The organism is Herbidospora sp. RD11066 (assembly GCF_054661255.1).
Window position 1 is genome coordinate 65424 of the sequence record NZ_BAAGDO010000008.1, and the last position, 19245, is coordinate 84668.

General features: G+C 71.1%; 13 protein-coding genes. 6 read left to right on the top strand and 7 right to left on the bottom strand.

The window, feature by feature from the left end:
• The first annotated feature begins 95 nt into the window (after window positions 1–95).
• Window positions 96–1691 carry a bifunctional 3'-5' exonuclease/DNA polymerase gene (locus tag ACYQ78_RS27730; RefSeq protein ID WP_459803865.1) on the top strand — a complete coding sequence of 532 codons (1596 nt, stop codon included), beginning with the start codon at window positions 96–98 and terminating at the stop codon, window positions 1689–1691.
• Here ACYQ78_RS27730 and ACYQ78_RS27735 read toward each other — a convergent pair.
• From ACYQ78_RS27735 to ACYQ78_RS27750, 4 genes are all read right to left on the bottom strand, one after another.
• A complete protein-coding gene (locus ACYQ78_RS27735; RefSeq protein ID WP_459803866.1) occupies window positions 1639–2898 on the bottom strand; it encodes an MFS transporter in 1260 nt (419 codons plus the stop codon). The genes ACYQ78_RS27730 and ACYQ78_RS27735 overlap by 53 nt on opposite strands.
• Window positions 2899–2941: 43 nt before the next feature.
• A complete protein-coding gene (locus ACYQ78_RS27740) occupies window positions 2942–4915 on the bottom strand; it encodes a serine/threonine-protein kinase (protein ID WP_459803867.1) in 1974 nt (657 codons plus the stop codon).
• A gap of 97 nt (window positions 4916–5012) precedes the next feature.
• Window positions 5013–7814: a bifunctional FdrA/YlbE family protein gene (locus ACYQ78_RS27745; RefSeq protein ID WP_459803868.1), complete on the bottom strand. Its 2802-nt coding sequence runs from the start codon at window positions 7812–7814 to the stop codon at window positions 5013–5015.
• The gene (locus ACYQ78_RS27750; RefSeq protein WP_459803869.1) at window positions 7811–8713 is read right to left on the bottom strand and encodes an oxamate carbamoyltransferase subunit AllH family protein; all 903 of its coding nucleotides are present in this window, start codon (window positions 8711–8713) and stop codon (window positions 7811–7813) included. Before ACYQ78_RS27750 ends, ACYQ78_RS27745 begins: the two co-directional genes overlap by 4 nt.
• Before the next feature lie 165 nt (window positions 8714–8878).
• On the opposite strand from ACYQ78_RS27750, the gene ACYQ78_RS27755 reads away from it, so the two are divergent.
• The 5 genes from ACYQ78_RS27755 (at window position 8879) to cutA (ending at window position 15664) form a co-directional block, all read left to right on the top strand.
• Complete coding sequence (locus tag ACYQ78_RS27755) at window positions 8879–10489, top strand: PucR family transcriptional regulator (RefSeq protein WP_459803870.1); 1611 nt, start codon at window positions 8879–8881, stop codon at window positions 10487–10489.
• Between the two features lie 154 nt (window positions 10490–10643).
• Entirely contained in the window at window positions 10644–11966 is a 1323-nt protein-coding gene (locus tag ACYQ78_RS27760; RefSeq protein WP_459803871.1) for a uracil-xanthine permease family protein, read from the top strand.
• Window positions 11963–12775: an FAD binding domain-containing protein gene (locus tag ACYQ78_RS27765; RefSeq protein WP_459803872.1), complete on the top strand. Its 813-nt coding sequence runs from the start codon at window positions 11963–11965 to the stop codon at window positions 12773–12775. Before ACYQ78_RS27760 ends, ACYQ78_RS27765 begins: the two co-directional genes overlap by 4 nt.
• Complete coding sequence (locus ACYQ78_RS27770) at window positions 12768–13244, top strand: (2Fe-2S)-binding protein (protein ID WP_459803873.1); 477 nt, start codon at window positions 12768–12770, stop codon at window positions 13242–13244. Before ACYQ78_RS27765 ends, ACYQ78_RS27770 begins: the two co-directional genes overlap by 8 nt.
• Entirely contained in the window at window positions 13241–15664 is a 2424-nt protein-coding gene (cutA, locus tag ACYQ78_RS27775; RefSeq protein ID WP_459803874.1) for an aerobic carbon-monoxide dehydrogenase large subunit, read from the top strand. Before ACYQ78_RS27770 ends, cutA begins: the two co-directional genes overlap by 4 nt.
• On the opposite strand, the gene cydB is transcribed toward cutA, so the two are convergent.
• The 3 genes from cydB to ACYQ78_RS27790 form a co-directional block, all read right to left on the bottom strand.
• Window positions 15601–16509, bottom strand: a complete 909-nt coding sequence (cydB, locus tag ACYQ78_RS27780) for a cytochrome d ubiquinol oxidase subunit II (protein ID WP_459803875.1) — start codon at window positions 16507–16509, stop codon at window positions 15601–15603. The two genes, cutA and cydB, sit on opposite strands and share 64 nt — an antisense overlap.
• An 11-nt stretch (window positions 16510–16520) precedes the next feature.
• Window positions 16521–17927: a cytochrome ubiquinol oxidase subunit I gene (locus ACYQ78_RS27785; RefSeq protein WP_459803876.1), complete on the bottom strand. Its 1407-nt coding sequence runs from the start codon at window positions 17925–17927 to the stop codon at window positions 16521–16523.
• 451 nt (window positions 17928–18378) lie between these two features.
• Window positions 18379–19047, bottom strand: a complete 669-nt coding sequence (locus tag ACYQ78_RS27790) for a polysaccharide deacetylase family protein (protein WP_459803877.1) — start codon at window positions 19045–19047, stop codon at window positions 18379–18381.
• Between the last annotated feature and the right edge of the window lie 198 nt (window positions 19048–19245).

Below are 19245 nucleotides of genomic sequence, written 5' to 3' on the forward strand. Positions count from 1 at the left end.
TTTCGTTACGGCTCCCGCCTTCTCTGCGGCGCCTCCACGGCAGGGTGCCGTGCCGTGGAGCGGAAACTGTCGGTGGGGGCTGGCAGGGTGGAACCGTGCAGGTTGTGGTTTCCGGGGCGAAAGACGGCACCGGCGAGCTACGGCCGGGCGGTTCCGTCACCGACCTGGCCTCGGCCGTCGGTGAGATCGAGGCGGGGGAGTCGCCCCGGTGGGTGTGGGCCGACACCCGGCGGGTCTATCCCGGGCTGCTCGCCCGGGGCGTGCGCGTGGCGCGCTGCCACGACGTCGCGCTGACCGAGAACCTGCTGCTGGCCGCCGAGGGCCACTACGGCGAGCCCCGATCCGCCGAGGCCGCCCACGCCCGGCTGCACGGGCTGCCCGTCCCGGAAGACCGCCACGACGTCCCGGAGCGCGCCCAGGGTTCCCTGTTCGATCCCGAACCACCGGCCGCGGAACCCGGGGCCGCGCTGGTCGAGGAGGTGGCCGCCGCACAGGCCGCCCGCATCGCCGCGCTGCCCGAACCCGGGCGGTTCCGGCTGCTGGTGGCGGCCGAGTCGGCCGGAGGGCTGATCGCGGCCGAGATGGGCCACGACGGCATGCCGTGGCGCGAGTCGGTGCACCAGGCCCTGCTGACCGAGCTGCTCGGGCCGCGCCCGGCCCACGGCATGCGGCCCGCCAAGCTCCAGGCCCTGGCCGACCAGGTGTCGGCGGCGTTCGGCACCCCGTTCAACCCCGATTCGCCGCAGCAGATCGTGAAGGCGTTCAAGACGGCGGGGATGACGGTGTCGTCGGCCCGCTCTCACGTGCTGAAGGAGGTCGACCATCCGGGGGTGGCGCCGCTGCTGGCGTACAAGGAACTGGCCCGGCTGTTCAGTTTCCACGGCTGGGTGTGGGCCGACCAGTGGGTGCGCGACGACCGCTTCCGCACCGAATACGTCGTGGGCGGCGTCGTCAGCGGCCGGTGGGCGACCAGCGGCGGCGGGGCCCTCCAGATCCCGAAGGTGATGCGCAAAGCGGTGGTGGCCGACGACGGCTGGACGCTCGTGGTCGCCGACGCCGCCCAGCTCGAACCGCGCGTGCTGGCCGCGATGGCCGGAGACCGGGGCCTGGCCCGCGCCGCCGGGGAGATCGACCTCTACGCCGCCCTGGCCCAGGCGTTCGGCGGCCAGCGCGACGCCGCGAAGATCGCCATGCTCTCGGCCATGTACGGCGGCACCAGCGGCGACGCCCCGAAGCTGCTGGCCGTGATGCGCAACCGCTTCCCGCAGGCCTACCGGTTCGTCGAAGACGCCGCCCGCGCCGGCGAGGAGGGAAGGGTGGTCCGCTCCTGGCTGGGCCGCACCAGCCCGCCGCCCTCCGACCGCTGGCGCGCGGTCGTCTCCGGCCCCGACGGCGGCCGGGCCGCGCGTGACCGGGGCCGCTTCACCAGGAACTTCGTCGTCCAGGCCACAGCGGCCGAGTGGGCGCTCACGCTCATGGCCGTGCTGCGCGGGCGGCTCGACGATCCGGCCCGGCTGGTGTTCTTCCAGCACGACGAGGTGATGGTCCACTGCCCGTCCGAACAGGCGGCGGAGGTCTCCGCCGTCATCGCGGCGAGCGCGGAAGAGGCGACCCGGCTCCTGTTCGGCGCGACCCCGGTCAGGTTTCCGATGGAAGCGGTGTCGGTGCGGTGCTACGCCGACGCCAAATGACCACCCCGGTGACCGCGGTCAGCACCGCCGTGATCAGCCCGAGCGCCATATAGGAGATCACCCCGACGATCGCCCCGGCGAGCAGCGCCCCGGCGGCCCCGCAGACGTTCATGGTCAGGTCCGACAGGCCCTGCACGGCCGGGCGGCGCTCGATGTCCACCGCCTCGGTCAGCAGCGCCGACCCCGCCACCAGCGCGCACGACCAGCCGAGCCCCAGCAGGATCAGCCCGGCCGTGATCACCGGCACGTTGTGCCCGCCGAACGCCGCCAGCAGCCCGGCCACGACCAGCACGCCCATGCCCGTTGTGGCGACCAGCGCCCGGCCGAACCGGTCGGCGGCCCAGCCGACCAGCGGCGAGAACATGAACATCCCGGCGATGTGCAGGCTCAGCACCATCCCGATGACCGAGATGTCCGCGTGGCCGTGGTCGAGGTGGACCGGCGTCATCGACATCACCGACACCATCGCGGTGTGCCCGGCCGCGATCGTCAGCAGCCCGATCCGGGCGGCCGGGGTGGCCTTCACCGTCTCCACCGCCGCGCGCAGCGGCTGGCGCGCGCGGGCGACGGTCACCTCACGGGCCTGGCGGGCCAGCAGCAGCGGGTCGGGCCGCAGCCCGGCGTTGATCACCACGAGGGAGAGCGCGAACGCGACCGCGGCCAGCGCGAACGGCCCGGACCCGTGGGTCAGCCCCAGGTCGATGCCGAGGCCGTCGGCCGGGTCGGCCAGGTTGGGGCCCGCGACGCTGCCGATCGTGGCCGCCCAGACGACCAGCGACAGGTGCCGTGCGGTCTGTCCCGGCGGGGCCAGGTCGGTGGCGGCGTAGCGGGCCGACAGGTTCCCGGCGCTGCCCGCGCCGACCAGCATGAGCGAGAGCAGCAGCAGCGGCCACGACACCAGCTCGATCGACGCCACCGCCGCCAGGCACCCGAGGAACGCCGTGCCGTAGGCGAGGGACAGGCCCGCCCTGCGGCCGCCGCCGTCGGCGGCCCTGGCGGCCGGGAGCGCCATCAGCGCCGTGCCCAGGACGGTGGCCGTTCCGGCCAGGCCACTGAGCGCCTCGGAGCCGGAGAGTTCGTACACGGTCAGGGAACTCAGTGCGAGCACCACGGCGATCCCGACCCCGGAGACGATCTGGATCGCCGAGAGCACCCCGAGTGTCCGGCGTTGCACCTTCTGGTGGGGTATGAGGGGGATCGCTGTCATTGGCGAAGTGTGGCATGACTACTGACAGCGCCAAAAGCGGGTTTTATGCCGGGCTGAACGAGTTCCACAGGGTCGTGCGGACGGTGGCGGCGCTTTCGGTCCAGTCGTAGTCGGGGGCCGTGAAGGTCACCGAGTAGGACCGGCCCTCGGCCGTGATGTAGCGGACGGCCGTGTGGACGGTCACGTTGGCCTCGTTGCGGTGGGTGTACTCCCACTCGGCGGCGGGCCAGCGGTAGTCGACCTGGGCCAGCGCCAGCTGGGTGTACTCCTCGAACGACGCCTTGGCCTCGGTCGCCTTCAGCGCATCGAGGTCGGACTGGGGGATCTCCTCGATCAGGCCGCTCTGGCCGCTGTCCTTCGGGCCGGTCAGCACGACCGCGCCGTCTTCGGTGGTGACCTTCCACGTGTCGGGCACCGCCACGGTGACGTTGGCCGCCGTGTGGTTGCGGAAGCCCTCGGGCAGCTCGCCCTCGGGAGTGGCCGGCACGTCGGGCTGGGCCGGGTTGGCGGCCTGGCCGGTCTGGCCGGTCTCGGCCGGGCGGCCCTGCGGCTCGGACGGCGCGTCGTCGCCCGGCACCATGATCAGCAGCACCAGCACGACCACCGCGATCACGGCGATGGCCGCGACCACCGCGAGCAGGCTGCTGCGGCTGCCGCCCCCGTCGTCGTCGGGCTCGCGACGGCGGCGGGAGGGACGCGGCGCGGACGGCCGCTCGGAGGTCTTCCGGTCGGCGCGCGTCTCCCGGGACGGCTCGGAGACGCCGGGCGCCTCCTTCTGCTCGGGCATCGGCCACGCACCCGAGGTCGCCGCGTGGCGGGCCGGTCCAGCGGCGGGCGCCGGACGGCTCGGGCCACCGGGCTTCGACGGCGTGATCGGCGCGAAGAACGACACCCCGCCCGTGGTGGTGATGTCACCGGTCGGGCTGCTCAGCGGATCGGGCTTCGGCGGGCTCATGGGGTAGCCGCCGGACGGGCTGTTGGGGTCGTAGGGCACCCGCACCGGACCCGACGGCGTCTCGATGATCCGCGAGGGCATCGGCCCCGACGGCATGTCGAGCGGAGGAAGCATCTGCACCGGCGTGGGATCGGCCGGGACCGGCGCCGGGGACGGCTGCTGCGGCGGGGCGGTCGGGCGCACGCCCACGCCGTGCTGGCGCAGCACGTGTTCGAGCATCTCGGAGACCTGCGCGGCGGGCAGCCGGTCGGCCGGGTTCTTGCGCAGCAGCCCCTCGATGACGGACATCAGCGCGCCCGCCCGGCCGGGCCGGTTGGGCTCCTGGGTCAGCACCGCGCCCAGCACCGCCACGGCGTCGGGCCCCTCGTAGGGGGGCCTGCCCTCGACGGCGGCGTAGAGCGTGGCGCCGAACGACCACAGGTCGGCCGCGAACGTGATCGGGCGGCCCTGGAGCCGCTCCGGCGGGATGTAGGCGGGGGAGCCCATCAGCAGGCCCGGGTGGGTGATCGAGACGTCGCCCTCGATCGCGGCGATGCCGAAGTCGGTGAGCACGACGCGGTCGGCCGTCAGCAGCACGTTGCCGGGCTTGACGTCGCGGTGCAGGATCCCGGCGGCATGGGCGTGGCGGAGGGCGTCGAGGACCCTTATTCCGATTTCGGCCGCCTGGACGACCGGCAGCGGCCCGCTCTGGCGCACCGCCTGCTCCAGCGACCAGGCGCGGACCAGCTCCATCACGATCCACGGACGGCCGTCTTCCTCGACGACGTCGTGGACGGTCACGATGCCCGGGTGGCTCAGCCGCGCGGCCGAACGGGCCTCGCGGAGCATGCGGGTGTGGGCGGTCTGACGCCCCTGCTGGTCGAGGCCGTAGGGGAGGATCAGCTCCTTGACCGCGACGTCGCGGTCGAGCAGCACGTCGTGGGCGTGCCACACCATTCCCATGCCGCCCCGTCCGACCGGCGAGAGAAGCCGGTAGCGGCGGCCGACGAGCCTGCCCTGCCCCTCGGGCGTGCTGCCGCCCTGACCATCGGGGACCATACCGAGCAGGCGGTCGGTCGTCATTAGGCGGATCCCCATTCCTCGTCCGGGCCGCGCGGAAAACCCGCACGATTTCTGAGGTTGGCCCCCGATTTTAGGGTCAAACCCGCGTCAAAGGGAATTAAACGCGGGCCAAAGCGGCCAGCGCGGCCGTGAAAGCCCCCATCGGAGGGCTGACCAGACCCGCTCCGACCTGCCCTGTTCCGGCGAGCCGCCCAGCGATACCCGTATTGACTACCGGCAGCACTGAGGTTCGTGACACCAGTGTGACATCGATCCCCGCCGGGGTCCCCCGGAACCCGAGACCCGGGATCTGGTAGACGGGGTGCTCGGCGAGCGTGATCTCGTACATGGCGGTGGTGGCCGCGATGGCGTCCGAAACGTCGCCGCCCACGAACCGGACGATCGCCGGTGCCGCGGCCATCGAGAACCCGCCCAGCCCGACCGTCTCGGTGATCGTGGAGTCGCCGATGTCGGGGTTGGCGTCGTCGGGCCCGTAGGCGCCGAGGTAGAGCCCGTCGGGCACGCCCGCGGGGCCGGTGAACCAGCGGTCGCCGAGGCCGGAGACCTGGATGCCGAAATCGGTGCCGTTGCGGGCCATCGCGACGACCATCGACGATCCCGGGACGTCCCGCGCCGCGTCGGCGGCGACCTTGCCGGCCGCCATGCCGGCGTTGAGGAAGAAGTGGTCGTTGCCGTTGATGAACCGCAGGACCTCGGCGGCCTGGTTCGGGACGGCGTCGACGATCGCCGGGGCCAGTTCCCTGACCATGAGCGAGGTCGCGGCGCGGTTGCGGTTGTGGAGTTCGTCGCCCATCTGGAGCGCCTGCGCGATCAGGTTCCGCAGGTCGAGCGGGCCGGTGACCTTCATGACCTCGGCCAGCGCGGGCCCGAGGACGTCACCCATCCACTGCAGCCGCTCGATCACCTCGGGCCCGTAGGCGCCGTACCGGAGGACCTTGCCGAGGCCCTCGTTGAGCGAGCAGTAGGCGGTGCCACCGTTCTCGGCGTCGTGGACCTCCAGCATCCACATGGACGGCGAGACCACCCCCGCCATCGGCCCGACCGTGCGGTGGTGATGACAGGAGTCGAGCTTGACCTCCCCGGCGGCGAGCTTCCGCTCGGCCTCCTCGGCATCGGCCGCGAGCCCCTCGAAGAGCATCCCGCCGATGAGCGCCCCCCGCATGGGCCCGGAGGCGCGCTCCCATTCGATGGGCGGCCCGGCGTGGAAGAAAGTGCCTTTGGGCAGGTCCAGTACGTCGCCCGCACGCTTGACCCCGACCAGGTGCGGCCTGGCACTGAGCAGCCTGCCCACGGCCTTCTCGTTCGCGGCCTTCCGGCGCGGGTCCGCCATGACAGCGGCCAGATCAGCGGCCACGCCCTGCACCGGAGGACGCCAATCCACAGGCGTGTGGGCCACGGCCTGCTGGTCCAGAGCTTCGGCCAGAATCGACGCGCCCACAGAGATGACCGAGGGCTCAGAGGTCAACATCGCGAGTGGACGTCCACCTTCGGAGGCGGACCCGTGACTCAGGTTCACGGGTGAGTCATCCGGTGGGGAGACCACCAGGCCCGCGAGGGTGGCGGCTCTTCTGGCGGCCTGGGCGTTCGAGGTGTAGATCTCGGCGCCCGACTCGAACAGGTGGGTGGCCTGGGTCTGGAGGTGCTGGGGGTCGCCTTCGGTGCCGACCAGGGCGACCACGACGGCGACGCCCCGGGACTTCGCTGCGGCGATGGCGCTGGACAGCGAGCCCGCCGGGTCGGGGTCGGAGCCGTGGCCCAGGACGACGTCCAGGAGGGCCACGCCTTCCGTCACCGCGTCGAGGGCTTCCAAACGGAGAGCGGGGTCGATCATGGGGTGGGCGCGGCCGACGGTGTACTCGTCGTCGCCGAAGTCGGTGAAGTCGCCCGTTCCGGCGATCAGGCGGGCCTCGGTGCAGAGCGTTCCACCCGAGTAGAGGCCGCGCAGCGGGCCGGTGCCGGGCTGGGTGTTGCCGGGCCAGCTGGGCCACGTGGGGATCTCGGCGCCGACCGCGCGCAGGACCGACTCGGCCGCCGTCGTGAGGTCGGGCTGGCCCTCGCCGAGCAGGGCGGTGATGACCGGCTTGGGGCTCTCGGCGATGGCCTCGGCCAGGCGGGCGGCCACGTCGGGGTTCGGGGGCTTGGAGATGACCACGATCAGGTCGGTCGCGGGGTCGGCGTTGAGGGCGTCCAGGGCCTGAAGCGTGGAGCGGCCGCCGACCGCGGCGGACAGGTCGCGGCCGCCGACGCCCAGAACGTGGCTGACGCCCACCCCGGCCAGGTCCAGGAGCGAGGTGAGCTGCTGGGCGCCGGTGCCGGAGGCGGCGACCACGCCGACCCGGCCGGGGCGGACCACGTTGGCGAAGCCGAGCCCGGCGCCGCCGACGATGGCGGTGCCACAGTCGGGGCCCATCACCAGGACGCCGCGCTCCCGGGCGAGGTCCTTCAGCGCGACCTCCCGCTCCACCGGCACGTTGTCGCTGAAGATCATCACGGAGTGGCCGCTGTCGACCGCCTCCATCGCCTCGGTGAAGGCGTGTTCGCCGGGCACGCTGACCAGCACGATGGCCGAAGGGTCGGCCAGGCGGGTGGCGGCCCGGATCGTCCGGGGGAGCGCCTCGTCGCGGCGGCTCGTCTCGGCGCGGGTGGTGAGCTGCTTCTCCAGGTCGGCCGCGGCCTCGCCCAGGTCGCCGTCGGAGGTGGCCCTGATCGCGACCAGCAGGTCGCCGGGGGTCGCCTCGGGGACGTCGAAACCGGCGTCGCGGGCGAGCTCCACGTTCAGGGCGGTCGCCATGGCCACGATGGCCAGTTCGACCCCCGGGCGGCCGGTCAGCGCCTGGCTGACCCTCATCAGGCTGACGGAGTCGTGGTAGACCCCGGGCCGGATTTCGACCAGGTTCACTGAGCGTCCCTCTCCTGAAGCGCGAGTACGGCCGACACTCCCGTCCGGACACCCCACGCCAGGTCGGCGCCCGAGGTGTGGCCCAGCCGGAGCAGGCGGTGCACGGCCGGTTCGAGCGGCTGGCGGCCGGTGAGGCCGCGCAGGACCGCGATGGTCTCCAGTCCCGCCTCGCCGCGCGCCGCGCAGTGCAGCAGCGTCGCGGAGATCGGGGTGGTGCGGGTGCGGGCGTCGAAGGTGACCGCCGCGGCGAGCCAGTCGGCCAGCCACACGGCCCTGCCGACCCCGGCGGCCGAGCCCACGGCCCGCAGCGTCACCAGGAGCCCGGCGAGCATGTCGTCGCCGCTGGGGGTGAGGCCGGGCCCGAGGCCCATGAGCTGCTCGGCCGCGGTGATCGCGTCGACGAGCGAGCCCCGGTGGCAGCCTGCCGCCAGCAGCGCGGACGCGCCGCCGCTGTCGAGACCGGGCCGCCGGTGCGAGGTGGCGCAGATGTCCTCGATGATCGGGAGGGAGCTCGCGAGGGTCGTACGGGAGAGGGAGCCCAGCGAAGGAGCCGGGTCCCACCAGCGGCGGACCCGGACGGCCCGGCCGCCGGCCTCGACCACCCCGTCGCCGACCCACGCGTCGTCACCGGCCGCGAAACCTTCCAACCGGCCGGTAAGTACAACAGCGTTGGGCAACCGGGTAGCCTCTCCCGTCACGAGTGCGAGGACGCGCGGCTCGGTGTCGGTCCGTACCTCCAGGTACACCGCCATCGGGAACGCGGCCAGCACGCGGGCGGGCCGGCGCGGGGCCTCCAGCAGCGGCCGGAGACTGGTGGCGGCGGCCCCGGACAGGTACGTGACCTCGGGTTGCGCCGTCTGCACCGGGCGGCGGCTTCGAGGGCGGGTACCTACAGCCACGAGTCCTCCATCGTCGGAACCCCCATTAGAAGGGACGCTAGAACGGGACCCCCGGGGTCCGTACGGGGAAATCTGCCAACAGTCGGCCAAATGCTTGGCTCTTCCTGACAGTCGCCCAGTCAGGCACAATTTGCTTTGAACGCACAAATTCCCCCGGAGCGCACCATGACGACGGATCCCGCGGCACCCGCGATGCGGCTCGCAAGCACCGGAACGATCATCCACGGCGTGGCCGTCGGAGAGGTCCTGGGAGTGTCGACCCTCGCCGGGGCACGGCTGATCGCCGGTAAATCAGGGCTCGACCGCATCGTGCAACGTCTCAACGTCATGGAGGTGCCCGACATCCTGGCGTGGGTCAAGCCCAATGAGCTGCTGCTCACGACCGGTTACCCGCTCAGGAACACTCCCCAGTCGCTGGGCCGCCTTGTGGCGGATCTTGACGAACGCGGGCTGTCGGCGCTCGCCATCAAACTGGGCAGGTACCTCGACGAACTGCCCGCCGAGATGATCGAACAGGCCGACCGGCTGGGGTTCCCGCTGATCATCCTCCCCAACGACGTTGGGTTCGATGACATCCTCAACCAGGTCCTCACCGACATCCTCAACCGCCAGGCCGCCATCCTCGCCCGCGCGGAGGACGCGCACCGGGGGCTCGTCCAGATCGTGCTGGCGGGCGGCGGCATGCGCGAGGTGACCGCCGAGGTCGCCGGGCTGCTGGAGGTCGCGGTCGCTGCCATGGACGTCTCCGGCGCCACCCTGGGCGCGGCGGGCGGCGCCGAGCAGGTGGCGATGCTGCGCGAGGCGTTCCTCATCAGCGGTCCCGGGCGCGACCAGCCCGAGCCCATGGTCCGGGCCGACGGCCACTACGCCGTGGTGCCGATCGTGGCCGGAGGCCACCACCACGGCCGGATCGTCGCCTTCAGCCAGGCCGGGACCCTCCGCGAGAGCGACATCCGGATCCTGGAGCGGGCCGCCACCGTGGCCGCGCTCGTGATCACCAAGCAGGAGGCCGTCAACGCGGTCGAGAGCAAATATCGCGCCGACTTCCTGCGCGACGTGCTCACCGGCCGGGGCGGCGGGCGGATCGCCGAACGCGCCAAGGCCTTCGGCTGGGACCTCGAACGCCCCGTCAGCGTCATCGTCGCCGAACTCGACCCCGAGAGCGACGAGCGCACCGCGCAGGACCGGTTGCTGGCCGTCTGGCAGGCCGCCGTCCGCCGCCACGACCCGCGCGGCGCGGTCGCCGGGTTCTCCCACGAGGTCGTCGTCATCGTCGGCGCCGGGGTCGACACCACCCGCCTGGCCGCCGCCGCGCAGTCGTCGTTCGCCGAGTGCACCTTCTCGACCGGGATGAGCCGCATCGCCTCGGGGGCGGAAGGGCTCGCCGACGCCTACGGCCAGGCGCTCAAGGCCGCCCGGGTGGGCCGCCAGCTCCACGGCAACGGCGCGGTCGCCCACTTCGACCAGCTCGGCGTCTACCGGCTGCTCTCGCTCGTCAACGACACCGCCGAGCTGCACGCCTTCGTCCGGGAGACCCTCGGCGCCCTGGCTGGCGACGACGACGCCGAGAACGCCGACCTGCGGCGCACCCTTCACGTGCTGCTGGAGACCAACCTCAACGTCGCCGAGACCGCCCGCCGCCTCCACTTCCACTACAACACCCTGCGCTATCGCATCGGGAAGCTCGAACGCCTGCTCGGCAACTTCACCGAAGACGCCCACCTGCGCCTGAACCTCACCCTGGCGCTCCATGTCCTCAACATGCGCGGCATCTGACCCCGGTTGTTTGGCACATGCTGCCCGTGTGCCACGGCGATCACGGGCCTAATGTGCCCGCAACAGCCCAGGTAGAAGGGCTGGTGAAAGATTTGCCGCGCTGGGATGCCCGCGGGGTGGCCACCAGGTGTCGGCCCGTAGTAGAGGGGCTTACATGGCTTTCGGGTGGAAGGTACACGGAGAAAAGGGCAGCCTCGCCCCCGGCGAGGTCGTCAAACCGGATGAGCGGCTGTCGTGGCCGCGCATGGTCGGTTTCGGCGCCCAGCACGTCATCGCGATGTTCGGCGCCACGTTCGTGTTCCCCGTGGTGATGGGGCTCGACCCCAACGTCGCCGTGATGATGAGCGGTGTCGCCACGATCATCTTCCTGCTCATCGTGAACGGGAAGATCCCCAGCTATCTCGGCACGTCGGCCTCGTTCGTGGGCGGCGCCGCCGCCATCACCGCCGACGGCGGCGGACCGGCCCAGATCACGGGCGCCATCCTGGTGGCGGGCGTCGTGCTCGCGCTGTGCGGCGTGATCATCCACTTCCTCGGAATAGGAGTCATCAACCGCATCTTCCCGCCGGTCGTCACCGGCGCGGTCGTCATGCTCATCGGCTTCGGCCTCGCCTACGTCGTCGCCGACATCTACTGGCCGCAGGACCAGTGGATCGCCCTCATCACGATGCTCGTCACCTTCGTGATCATCGCCCTGTTCAAGGGCTTCATCGGCCGGCTCGGCATCCTGATCGGCCTGGTCGCCGGGTTCGTCCTCTCCTGGCTGGCCGACCTCGTCTTCGGCCAGATCACCGCCCCCACCGGCGGGGGCCAGGTCACCAGCCACTTCCGGGTCAACTTCGACGGGGTCGACTCGGCCGCCTGGTTCGGCCTGCCCAACTTCCACGCCCCCGACTTCAAGCTCTCGGCCATCATCGTGGTGCTCCCGGCGGTCATCGCTCTCATCGCCGAGAACATCGGGCACGTCAAGGCCGTCGGCGAGATGACCGGCACCGACACCGATCCCGTCATGGGCAAGGCCATCATCGGCGACGGCGTCGCCACCGTGATCACCTCGGCCGTCGGCGGCTCACCCACCACCACCTACGCAGAGAACATCGGCGTCATGGCCGCCACCAGGGTGTACTCGACACTCGCCTACTACATCGCCGCCGTCATTGCGATCCTGCTGGGCCTGGTGCCCAAGTTCGGCGCGCTGGTCTACGCGATCCCCGGCGGCGTGCTCGGTGGCGTCACCGTCATCCTGTACGGCATGATCGGCCTCCTGGGCGCCAAGATCTGGATCGAGAACCGGATCGACTTCGCCGATCCGGTCAACATGGTCCCGATCGGCGCGGGCATCATCCTGGCGATCGGCCCGGTCAACATGCAGATCGTCGAGGGCTTCGACCTCGGCGGCATCGCCCTGGGCACCGTCGTCGTCCTGGGCGGGTACCACCTCCTGCGAGCCCTTTCTGGGAGTAGAACGGTTTCGTGAAGCCTCCTTCTTTCGTCTACCACGCTCCCGCCACGGTGGCCGAGGCCGTCGAGGCCCTCGCCGCGGCGGGAGCCGACGGGAAGGTGCTGGCCGGGGGCCAGAGCCTGATCCCGCTCATGAACATGCGGCTCGCCGCGCCCGGTCACCTGATCGACATCAACCACGTCGCCGGGCTGGCCGAGATCACGGCCGAGGCCGGGGGAGTGCGGGTCGGGGCGATGGCCCGGCACGCCGACGTCGAGGCCAGCGAGACGGCGCACGCCGCGCAGCCTCTCGTCCGGAAGGCGCTGCGGCTGGTCGCGCATCCGGCGGTGCGGAACCGGGGGACGACGGTCGGGAGCATCGTCCACGCCGATCCGGCGGCCGAGATGCCGGCCGTGCTGGCGCTGCTGGAAGGCTCCGTCCGGGTACGCGGGCCCGAGGGCGAACGCGACATTCCGGCCGGGGAGTTCTTCACCGGGCCGATGGAGTCGTCGTTGCGTACGGGGGAACTGGCCCTTTCGGTGTTCTTTCCGTCGACCCGGGGTGGGAGCGCGATCGTGGAGGTGGCCCGCAGGCACGGCGACTACGCCATGGCGGGGGTCGCGGCGCTGGTCGCCCCTGACCACGCCAGGGTCGCGTGTCTCAGTGTGGGGGCGGTGCCGGTGGTCGTGGACGTCACCGAGGCCGGGGGTGACTGGAAGAGGGCGGCGGAACTCGTCCAGGAGCAGATCGAGCCGGAGGCCGACATCCACGCCACAGCTGACTATCGGCGGCATCTCACCGGGGTGCTGACCGAGCGAGCGTTGAAGGCGGCTTCCGATGCATGAGGTCTCACTGATCGTCAACGGGGTGCCGCGTCATGCGACGGTGCCCGCGCGGCGGCTGCTCAGCGACTTCCTCCGGCACGACCTCGGGCTGACCGGCACCCACGTCGGCTGTGAGCACGGCGTGTGCGGGGCCTGCACGGTGCTGCTCGACGCGCGGCCGGTGCGGGCGTGCCTGACCTTCGCGGTGTCGGTCGCGGGGCAGGAGGTCACGACCGTCGAGGGGCTGGCCACCGACGGCGAGCTGTCGGCGGTGCAGCGCGGGTTCGCCGAGTGCCACGGGCTCCAGTGCGGGTTCTGCACGCCCGGGTTCCTGACCACGGTGACCGCCTTCCTGCGCGACAACCCGGCGCCCACCGACGACGAGGCGATCGAGGCGGTGTCGGGGAACCTGTGCCGCTGCACGGGCTACCAGAACATCGTGAAATCGGTGCACCGCGCCGCCGAACTGCTGGCCGAGGAGGGCCCGTGACCACGAAGCTGTTCGGCGAGCCGGTCCGCCGCAGGGAGGACGCCCGGCTGATCTCCGGCAACGGCCGCTACCTCGACGACCTCGGCGCGGGCGCGCTGGCCGTCGCTTTCGTCCGGTCGCCCCATGCCCACGCGCTCATCACCGGCATCGACGTCGACGACGCGATCGATGTCGAGGGCCTGGTCGCGATCTACACCTGGGAGGACCTCCCCGCGGGCGTGCGCGAGCCGCTGCCGCTGCTGATCCCCCACCCGGCGCTCACCCACGGCCGCACCGCCTACTGCCTGGCTCGTGATGTGGTGAGGCATGTCGGTGAGCCGATCGTCATGGTCGTCGCGACCGACCGTTACATCGCCGAGGACGTCTGCGAGCGCATCCAGGTCTCCTACGACTTCCTCAAGCCGGTCGTCGGGCTGGAGACCGCGGTCAGCGGGCCCAACCTGGTGCACGACGACGTGCCCGGCAACATCGGCGCCCACCTGGTGCAGGAGGTCGCCCACAAGGACGGCCGCGCGCCGCGCGACGTGATCGCCTCGGCGCCCCACACGCTGGAGTTCCGGCTCGACATCGAGCGGTCGGCCTGCATGCCGATGGAGGGCAAGGGGGTGTACGCCCGCTGGGACGCCGACGACAGATCGCTGCGCGTCTACAGCTCCACCCAGACGTCCACCAGCGTCCGGATGGCCATCGCGGCCAAGCTCGGGCTGCCCCTGCCGAAGGTCGAGGTCATCGCGCCCGACGTCGGCGGCGGGTTCGGGGTGAAGATCGTGCACCCGTGGCCCGAGGAGATCCTCGTGCCGTGGGCGGCCATCCTGCTGAACCGCGAGGTCAAGTGGACCGAAGACCGGCGGGAGCACTTCATCTCCTCGGCCCACGAACGGGCCCAGGTCCAGCACGTCAAGGTCGGGTTCGACGACGAGGGCCGCGTCCTCGGGCTCGACGTCGAGATCCTGCACGACCACGGCGCCTACACGCCCTACGGCATCATCGTGCCGATCATCACCTCGACGCAGCTGCTCGGTCCTTACAAGATCGGCTCCTACCGGGTCGAGTTCTTCTCCGTCTACACCAACACCGTGCAGGTCACCCCCTACCGGGGCGCCGGGCGTCCCCAGGGCGTCTTCTGCATGGAGCGCACGATGGACAAGATCGCCCAGTACCTCGGCAAGGACCGCACGGATGTGCGGGCCGCCAACTTCATCCAGCCGGACGAGTTCCCCTACGACCAGCAGATGATCTTCCAGGACGGCCGCCCGCTGATCTACGACAGCGGTGACTACCCCGAATCGCTGCGCAAACTGAAGGAACTGATCGGCTGGGACGAGTTCCCGTTGATGCAGTCGAAGGCTGCCGAAGAAGGCCGTCGCCTGGGCATCGGGGTCGGCTGTTACGTCGAGGGCACCGGCGTCGGCCCCTATGAGGGCGGCCACGTGCAGGTGACCTCCGACGGGCGGGTCCACGTCTCCACCGGGCTCACCTCACAGGGGCAGGGCCACGAGACGGTGTTCGCCCAGATCGCCGCCACCGAGCTCGGCGTCCCGATCGAGAAGGTCTCCGTCGTCACCGGCGACACCCGGCGGTTCGGCTACGCCGTCGGCACGTTCGCCTCCCGCGCCGCCGTGATGAGCGGCAACGCGATCGCGCTGGCGTGCCGGAAGGTCAAGGAGAAGGCGCTGCGGATCGCCGCCGACGCACTGGAGGCCGACCCGGCGGACCTGGAGATCACCGACGGCATGGTGCACGTCGTGGGCGCCCCGAGCGCCTCGATCCCGCTGGCCACCGTCGCCGTGCTGTCGAACCCGCTGCGCTACGCCTTCGACGAGGAGGCCAAGCGCGCCACCCAGTTCGCCACCTCGGGCTCGATGGAGAAACCCCCGGTCGCCGAGGGCCAGGAGCCGGGCCTGGAGGGCAAGGACTACTACTCGCCGGTGCGCTCGACGTTCGCGTCGGGCATGCACGCCGCCATCGTCGAGACCGACCCCGACACGGCCGAGATCAAGATTCTCCGGTACGCCGTCGTCCACGACTGCGGCAAGATGATCAACCCGATGCTGGTCGAGGGGCAGATCCACGGTGGCGTCGCCCAGGGTGTCGGCGGGGCGCTCTACGAGAAGATGGTCTACGACGAGCACGGCCAGCTGCTGAACGCCTCGTTCATGGACTTCCTGATGCCCTACGTCACCGAGGTCCCGCGCATCGAGACCGACCATTTGGAGACCCCGTCCCCGCTCAACCCCCTGGGCATCAAGGGCGCCGGCGAGGCCGGGGTCATCCCGGTCTCCGCGGTGATCGCGGGCGCGGTCGAGGACGCCGAGAAGATCCTCATCGACAGGATGCCGATCTCCCCGTCCGACCTCTACGCGCTGCGCGACTCCAGCAGGACCTCCGGAGCGGTCAGCCGCCTGCGGAACACCCAGTAGGTCCACGCCTGGTAGGCGATGACCCCCGGGAGGGCGAGCAGGCCGATCCACGTGAGGACCGTGAGCGTGTACGGTGCCGACGCGGCCGACTCGACCGTGAGGCCGGGCAGCGGCGACGGGTATAGCGCGAGGAAGAGCGCGACGGTGGTGAGCACGATCGTGACGGCGGAGCAGACGAAGGCCCAGGCCTCCCTGCCCGCCCACACGAGCGCGACCCCGGCGGCGTAGGCCGCCATCGCCCCGTAGGCGGGCCAGGCGCCCATCCGCCACAGGGCGAACGCGACGACCGGGACGAGGATCACGCCCAGCACCCAGGCGGTCTCGCGGGCGCGGGACCGTACGGGACCCCTGGTCTTGAGCGCGACGAACACGGCGCCATGCACGAGCGCGAGCCCGAGCGAGAGCAGCCCGCCCATGACGGTGGCGAACGCCGAGTGGAAGAGCACGTTGCCGAAGATCGCCCCCCACAGGAAGGCCGGCAGCACGCTCCCGGTCACGATGGCGGCGTCGACCAGCGGCACCTCCTTGGCGCGCACCTTGCCGCGCCATTCGAGGCCCACCCCGCGCACGATCAGCGCGAGCACCACCATCACGGCGGCCAGGTAGTAGCCGCTGAGGAACCCGGCGTACCAGGCGGGGAACGCGGCGAACATGGCGCCGATCGCGGTGATCAGCCACACCTCGTTGCCGTCCCAGACGGGCCCGATGGTGCGGATCACCTGGCGGCGCTCGGCCTCGCCGCGGGCGAGGATCGGCATCAGCGCGCCGACCCCGAAGTCGAAGCCCTCCAGGACGAAGTAGCCCGTCCAGAGGAAGGCGATCACGATGAACCAGAACGTGGTCATGTCAGCGCACCTCAGTACATCAGAGCGGTCGGGACGCGGCGCTCGGCGTCGCCGGAGACGACGGCGGGCACCGGCTCGTCGGGCCCCGCCTTGATGTGGCGGACCAGCAGGATGACCTCGGCCACCGCCAGCACCCCGTAGACCACGGTGAACAGCGCCAGCGAGATCGCCACCTCCGCCAGGCTGACGCCCGGCGACACGCTCGCCGCGGTGAGCAGCTCACCCTGGACGGTCCAGGGCTGGCGCCCGATCTCGCTCAGCAGCCAGCCGGAGATGATCGCCGCGATCGGCAGCGGCAGCGCCAGCACGCAGAGCCGCGCGAACCAGCTCGGCACCGGCCGCGCCCTGCGGCCGCGTCCACGGGTCAGGAACAGCCCGAGGAAGGCCAGCCCGACCGTGGCCATGCCGAACACGATCATCACGCGGAACGACAGGTAGACGACCGGCAGGTTCGGCGTGTAGTCGCCGGGGCCGAACTGCGCGGCCAGGCGCGCGTTGATGTCGTCGATGCCCTGGACGACCGCGTTGGGGTCGTGCGCCGACAGCAGGCTCAGCAGGTGGGGGACCTCGACGCCCGGCACCGGCGAGAACGGCGCCCCGGCGGTGTCCTGCCGCAGCCCCTCGGCGGCGGCCAGCTTCATCGGCTGCTGCTCGTGGAGGAGCTGCCCCGACAGGTCGCCCGTGGCCGCGACGATCGCCCCCGCGACGGCCGTCATGACCAGCGCGCCCCGCAGCGCGGACCGCCACATGTCCGTGGTCCTGCGCATCGGGACGGTGACGTCGACGTCGGCGCCGCGCTCCTTGAGGATCCGGTAACCGGCCACGGCCAGGATGAACCCTCCGGCCACCACGAACGACCCGGCCACGACGTGGGGGACCTGCGCGAGCGCGGTCGAGTTGGTCAGCACGGCCCACAGGTCGGTCATCCGCGCCTTGCCGTCGACGACCTCGTAGCCGACGGGGTGCTTCATCCAGGCGTTGGCGGCCAGGATGAAATAGGCCGACAGGTTCGACCCGATGACCGCCGCCCAGATGGTGGCCAGGTGGATCCTCTTCGGGAGTTTGTCCCACCCGAAGATCCACAGCCCCAGGAACGTCGACTCCAGGAAGAACGCCAGCAGCGCCTCCATGGCCAGCGGCGCCCCGAAGACGTCACCCACGAAGATCGAGTATTCGCTCCAGTTCATCCCGAACTGGAACTCCTGCACGATGCCGGTGACCACACCCATCGCGAAGTTGATCAGAAACAGTTTGCCGAAGAACTTCGTCAGTGTGAGGTAGTGCTCTTTGCCCGTCCGGTACCACGCGGTCTGCAGGCCGGCGACGAACACCCCGAGCCCGATCGTCAGCGGTACGAAGAGAAAGTGATAGACGGTGGTCACGCCGAACTGCCACCGCGCCAGGTCCAAAGCCTCCATGGTCCCCCCTCGGGATGCCTGAGCTCTACAGGGTGTAGTTCTACTTCTAGTAGTACTACGGGTTGTAGAGCTCGAAGCCCCGTGAGTACTGCGATCTTCGTCACATGACGTGGAAGACCGGGATCCGGAGCTCTCCCAACCCCCGGATCCCGGTGTTCACAACCCCCGTTGCGTCTACGAGAATGCCGCCCCGAGTGTCCCGGCCGACAGGGACGCACGCCCTGTCCGCACGGGATTTCCTACGCCACACAATCTGGCGCACGGGGGGTGGCGGGGGCGTCCACCGCCAGGTTGATTCGGGGGTACCCCGGGAGGGGGACCGGTCCGCCCCCGACTCTCATCCCGCCGCTGAGAAGTGCGGCGCCGTCTCAAAAGCCGTTTTCTCCGTTACGGCTCCGCGTGGCCGGCCACCCGACGATCTGGCGCGACACCTCTCTGTGAGAGCGATGCTTCACCTGGTCGGCGACGCGGGGTCGCCCGTGGCGGGGAGGAGTTCGTCCAGGTAGGCGCCGAGGTCACCGAAGGAGAAGCCGCGCCTCTCGATCTTCTTCACCAGCCGGGTGAAGTCCTTCTCCAGGGGCGGCCGGAAGTGCAGGAGCAGGATGTCGCCCGGGTAGAGCTTCTTCTCCGGGTTCTGGTAAGCGATCTTCGAGTCCCGCTGGACGGACGCCGTCCACAGGACGACGGCCCGCATGCCGCACTCCTCCGCGGCGGCCAGGGTCGCGGCGTTCCACGACCCGAACGGCGGCCGGAACAACTCCGGCGCCCTGCCGACGTTCGCGGTGATCGCCTTCGAGGCGCCGCAGATCTCCGCCTTCTGCGCGGCCGGCCCGAGGGTGCGCATGTCGGGGTGGGTGAGGGTGTGGTTCTCGATGTCCACACCCAGACCCTTGAAGTAGGGCCAGCCTCCGGCGCCGACGAACTTGTAACCCGGCTCGGAGTCGGGCAGCCTCTCGGCCTCGACGGCGTCCCGGGTCACGAAGACGGTGATGGGAATCCGCCGCTCCCGGACGATCCGGGCGAACCCGGGATCCTGCTCCCAGCCGTCGTCGATGGTGAGGAAGACGACCTTGCGCTTGGTCGGAATGCTGCTGATGACGGGGAGGTCGCCCTGCTTCATCCGGGTGACCTCGCCGGGACGAGGTAGTCCGCTGGGCGTAGGCGAGGGAGAAGGAACCGGAGACGGTGATGCAGCGGGTTGGGTGGGGGCCGCTTGGGGCGGGGGAGCGGCTTCGGGTGCCGAGCAGGCGCCCAGCACAAGGGCCGAAAGGGTGATCGCAAGGGCCCGGCGCATGGGGCGCCATCTTAGCTTCGGCCC

Excerpts from the sequence above, each read along its gene's own strand:
- ACYQ78_RS27755 (WP_459803870.1), top strand. The coding sequence starts at position 8,879 with ATGACGACGGATCCCGCGGCACCCGCGATGCGGCTCGCAAGCACCGGA.
- cydB (WP_459803875.1), bottom strand. The coding sequence starts at position 16,509 with ATGACCACGTTCTGGTTCATCGTGATCGCCTTCCTCTGGACGGGCTAC.
- ACYQ78_RS27735 (WP_459803866.1), bottom strand. The coding sequence starts at position 2,898 with ATGACAGCGATCCCCCTCATACCCCACCAGAAGGTGCAACGCCGGACA.
- ACYQ78_RS27785 (WP_459803876.1), bottom strand. The coding sequence starts at position 17,927 with ATGGAGGCTTTGGACCTGGCGCGGTGGCAGTTCGGCGTGACCACCGTC.
- ACYQ78_RS27770 (WP_459803873.1), top strand. The coding sequence starts at position 12,768 with ATGCATGAGGTCTCACTGATCGTCAACGGGGTGCCGCGTCATGCGACG.
- ACYQ78_RS27760 (WP_459803871.1), top strand. The coding sequence starts at position 10,644 with ATGGCTTTCGGGTGGAAGGTACACGGAGAAAAGGGCAGCCTCGCCCCC.
- ACYQ78_RS27790 (WP_459803877.1), bottom strand. The coding sequence starts at position 19,047 with ATGAAGCAGGGCGACCTCCCCGTCATCAGCAGCATTCCGACCAAGCGC.
- ACYQ78_RS27740 (WP_459803867.1), bottom strand. The coding sequence starts at position 4,915 with ATGACGACCGACCGCCTGCTCGGTATGGTCCCCGATGGTCAGGGCGGC.